General features: G+C 29.2%; 4 protein-coding genes and 1 pseudogene. 4 read left to right on the top strand and 1 reads right to left on the bottom strand.

All coding sequences use genetic code 11. The annotated features are described in order from the left end of the window. The first annotated feature begins 607 nt into the window (after positions 1-607). From COL3_RS26190 to COL3_RS26180, 3 genes are read left to right on the top strand one after another with little or no spacing between them, the layout of a single operon-like run. Entirely contained in the window at positions 608-1,123 is a 516-nt protein-coding gene (locus COL3_RS26190) for a hypothetical protein (protein WP_008427017.1), read from the top strand. Positions 1,124-1,145: 22 nt separating this feature from the next. After that, positions 1,146-1,796 (top strand): PspA/IM30 family protein, encoded by a 651-nt coding sequence (locus COL3_RS26185; protein ID WP_008427018.1) that lies wholly within the window; start codon positions 1,146-1,148, stop codon positions 1,794-1,796. Positions 1,797-1,807: 11 nt separating this feature from the next. Next, positions 1,808-2,467 carry a hypothetical protein gene (locus tag COL3_RS26180; protein ID WP_008427020.1) on the top strand — a complete coding sequence of 220 codons (660 nt, stop codon included), beginning with the start codon at positions 1,808-1,810 and terminating at the stop codon, positions 2,465-2,467. A 258-nt stretch (positions 2,468-2,725) separates the two neighbouring features. On the opposite strand, the gene COL3_RS26175 is transcribed toward COL3_RS26180, so the two are convergent. Then, the gene (locus COL3_RS26175; protein WP_008427022.1) at positions 2,726-3,142 is read right to left on the bottom strand and encodes a hypothetical protein; all 417 of its coding nucleotides are present in this window, start codon (positions 3,140-3,142) and stop codon (positions 2,726-2,728) included. A 295-nt stretch (positions 3,143-3,437) separates the two neighbouring features. On the opposite strand from COL3_RS26175, the pseudogene COL3_RS26170 reads away from it, so the two are divergent. Beyond that, a pseudogene (locus COL3_RS26170) lies at positions 3,438-3,754 on the top strand (hypothetical protein); the annotation flags it as partial.

The raw sequence follows: 3,754 nt of genomic DNA, 5'->3' as shown, positions 1-3,754 counted from the left end.
TCTGCATTCTGGAACAATAGATGTAGAAAGTAAGGAGAATAAAGGAACTGTATTTACTGTAAGTATAAATAAAAAACAGTGAAACTAATTAAATTATTGTAATTAATATCCAGAGAACACGTGTACATATAAGGATAGTAGAAATTATATATAAATCTGGATTTACTGATGTAAAGGTAAATTCAGATTTATATTGTGATATAGTAAAAAATAGTTACCATTAATCGAAAATAATCAGTATAAAAGCTGAAACTCTAATTATTAAAATATAAGTTAATAATTAGAGTTTATTTTTATAAAAAATAATTATTTTAAGAAGATAAATCTACATAATATCTTCACAGTTATATTGTATATTACAAGTAGAATAACATTTTGATAAACAGGAGGAATAATTATGTAAGAAATAAGACGCAATGTAGCAACTTGAAATTTATAAACAAGCTAAAATGAAATATAGCATTAGATATAACTTAAATATGATAGAAATAACTACATTAACTAAGGGGGGATCACTATTAATAAGATTAACAGGAGATATGCTTTAACTATACTTTTAATATTTTTCTTTACATTTTCAAGTTTACCATTAGATGCTCTATCTTTTATGGGGATAAGTACATCTAGTAGTACAATGGCATATGCTAAATCAAGTTTTAGTAGCAGCAAATATAGTTCTAGCACTTCAAAATCAAGCGGTGGATTTAGTTCTGGATCTTTTAGCGGTTCAAGTTCATCGAGCAAATCCTCTACTAGTTCAAAAAGTGGAGAAGGATTTAAATCTGGTAGTTTTTCGAGCAGTAGTGATAGTTCCTCTTCAAGTGATGGAGCTTCAAAAGGGTTTAGCAGCGGTTCATATTCTACAACTGATAAAAATAAAACTGCAGATTCCTCAGCTTCTACCAATACAAATGGAAATAAAGACAATAATACTCAAACATATAATACTGGTCCGAGCAGAAGTTCATTCTGGCCATTCTTTGGTTGGGGTGGTGGATATTTTTACAGACCGTTTTATTTCGGTTCAACTTCAAGCTTATTAATTAATACTTTAGTTTTAGCTGGGATATTTGTACTAGCTATTATACTGATGAAAAAATATTTAAATAATAAAAGAAAATAAAAAAATTTTTGGAGGTATTAACATGGGAATTTTTTCGAGAATGTCAGATATGATTAAAGCAAAGGTGAATAATACATTAGATGAAATGGAAAATCCAATTGAGTTATTAGATCAAAAATTAAGAGATATGGATGAACAGCTTAATAAAGCTAAATTAAGTTCAGCTCAAATTTTAGGTAATGTTCATGAGATTGAAAAGAAATTAGATGTTGCTAAAAAAGAATCTGAAGATTTTGATCAAAAAGTAAAACTAGCTTTAAGTAAAGGAAATGAAGATTTAGCTAAAAGGGCTTTAGCTAAAAAAGTTGAAACAGATAAAAAGATTTCTTCTTTACAAGCAAGTTATGACAATGCTAAGGCTCAAGCTGATACTCTAAAAGAAAATCTTCGTGTTTTAGAAGAAGAAATAACAAAAACTAGAAATTATAGAGATGAAGCTGCTGCAAGATTTGCCAATGCTGAAGCTTCTCAAAAAGTTAATGAAGTTCTTGCTAATGTTCAAACTAAAAGTAATTCAATTCAAATTGATAGTATTGAAAGAAAAATTGAAAGAAAAGAATCTCTTGCCCAAGGATTAGGTGAATTAAGAGATTTAGATGATTTTGATAGTGAATTTAAGAAATTAGACGAAGTCGATTTAGATGCTGAATTAGCAAAATATAAAAATAAATAGGTGATTAAAAAATGGATAACAATAAGGATATTGACTTTATCAATGAAGAAAGAAGACATTGGGGAAAAGTTTATACTGATGTAGCTTATGCTATAAATGATATAGCCCCTTTTCTATCTGAAAGAGATTTAAGCATAAGAAAATATTTTTCAAAAGCATCAATTCTCCAAGAGTATACTAAACTTTTAGATTCAGCTGAAGCTGAGTGTAAAAAGAAATCTTTACTTTCAATGTTTAAATCTAACCCTTGTATCGATTTACTTCAAGATTTTAAAACAAAAAATATAGAAGCCTTCAAACAATTAGAAAAATGCTCTAGTTGTGAATGTTTAAGCTGTAGTTTTGAATGTAATTTTAAAAAATGTTCAAGCTGTAGAAAAGACTCTAAAATCTGTTCATGCGATAGAAAAAGGGTTAATGTAAGAAAATTTGATAACTATACAGTTGATTTAACTAATAATGATACTGGACGTTCTTCTAAATATGAGGTTTTAGCATTAGTAGAAGATTGCACATTAAACAATTTATATATTTTACTAGAAAACTTAAATGATTCTAATGACAAACTTGTACTATACTATTATCCAGGAATTAAAGAAGATACTTATGGTGAAATAACTAATCCAAAGGAATTCGACTTTATAGTTGAAACGTACCAAAACGCAGAATGATTATCTATATTATGTGGCAATAGGAAGTAGTGGTTATGTTTTTTGCAAAACTTATGAAGAACATTTGAGCAATGTTAAAAAATATATTAAATAGTGATATTGGATGCTGTGGCTTAACTACTTAGAAAGTTGTGTCACAGCATCTTTTTAATGTGTGTAATTAATTTTTAATAATAAAGTATATCCCTTCTTATCTAGTTCATTATTGTTTTCGGTACGTCCACCTGGGGATGGCAAACCCCCAGCTGTTGCTGTACTTTAAGGATGACCAGCTCCACCTAAGGCGTTACTTCCACTTGTGTGTGGCAAAGCTCCAGCTGCTCCCCCTGCTTTTTTTGGTACACCTCCAGCTTTTTCACCTCCAGGAAGACCTAAGCCAGCATAATCTAAAGATCCCCCTACTAGTTCAAATTCCTCTGACGAAACTCCAAGGCTGATTTTTGCTGCCGTGCCTCCAGTTGCTACTCCTGGACATTCTAATAGTTTAGCCTGCCATTCTTGAATTTGTTTGGCATATTCTAGAAGAATCTCTTCTAATCCTGCAAGTACACCTGCCAGCATACATTCTTGACATTTACAGGATGTGTTTTGTATCAATTCTTTTTGCTCACTATCAAAATCACAATTATCGTCTAATAATTCAGCAATTGATCTGAATTCAAAATAAGTAGCCATAAATTCCTCTTAATCATTTCTATCAATTAAATATATGAAATTGTCCTTCGAAAAAGTTCATTGAATTTAATAAAATGCTCATAAAAAGTAAAAGTAGAAAAGACTATTTTACTTTTAGCAAAATTCATTTTCTAATTTCAGGGGGTGGAGGTAGAATCGTGTCACTAATAGAAATTTTATAGCTTATCCTCATAGAATCTTCATAACTTTTTATTATACTTAGTTATATAAAGAAGATCTTTTGATTACGATAAATTTTTGAAATAAAATAATTATGATAATAGAGGTGATAAGCATGAATATTAGAAGAAAAGTTAGTAAAGCAGTATATAACGCTAGATGTTCAAATAATAAAAAATATTTAAGATTATTTGTTATAGGTGCCGCTATTTTATTACTTAGTAATTTTATGTCAAGTTTTGATATGAATGAAAAATTAAAACAAAACTTATCTGGAAATGAAGCTAATGCCTCTCAAGTAAATATAACTAAGGCAGCTATTGAAAATGGGGTTCAAGTCATAAGAATAACAGCAGATAATAATGGTTATACCCCTGATGCTATTTATGTTCAAAAAGATATTCCTGTTAAGTTAATATTTGAAGGAAATCA

Origin of the sequence: Clostridium sp. LS (assembly GCF_002760435.1) — a bacterium.
Classification (GTDB): Bacteria; Bacillota; Clostridia; order Clostridiales; family Clostridiaceae; genus Clostridium.
This window is presented reverse-complemented; position numbering and strand designations above follow the sequence as displayed.

What these genes read in the sequence shown, in the direction of transcription:
- COL3_RS26175 (WP_008427022.1), bottom strand. Translation starts at nt 3,142, where the DNA reads ATGGCTACTTATTTTGAATTCAGATCAATTGCTGAATTATTAGACGAT.
- COL3_RS26190 (WP_008427017.1), top strand. Translation starts at nt 608, where the DNA reads ATGGGGATAAGTACATCTAGTAGTACAATGGCATATGCTAAATCAAGT.
- COL3_RS26180 (WP_008427020.1), top strand. Translation starts at nt 1,808, where the DNA reads ATGGATAACAATAAGGATATTGACTTTATCAATGAAGAAAGAAGACAT.
- COL3_RS26185 (WP_008427018.1), top strand. Translation starts at nt 1,146, where the DNA reads ATGGGAATTTTTTCGAGAATGTCAGATATGATTAAAGCAAAGGTGAAT.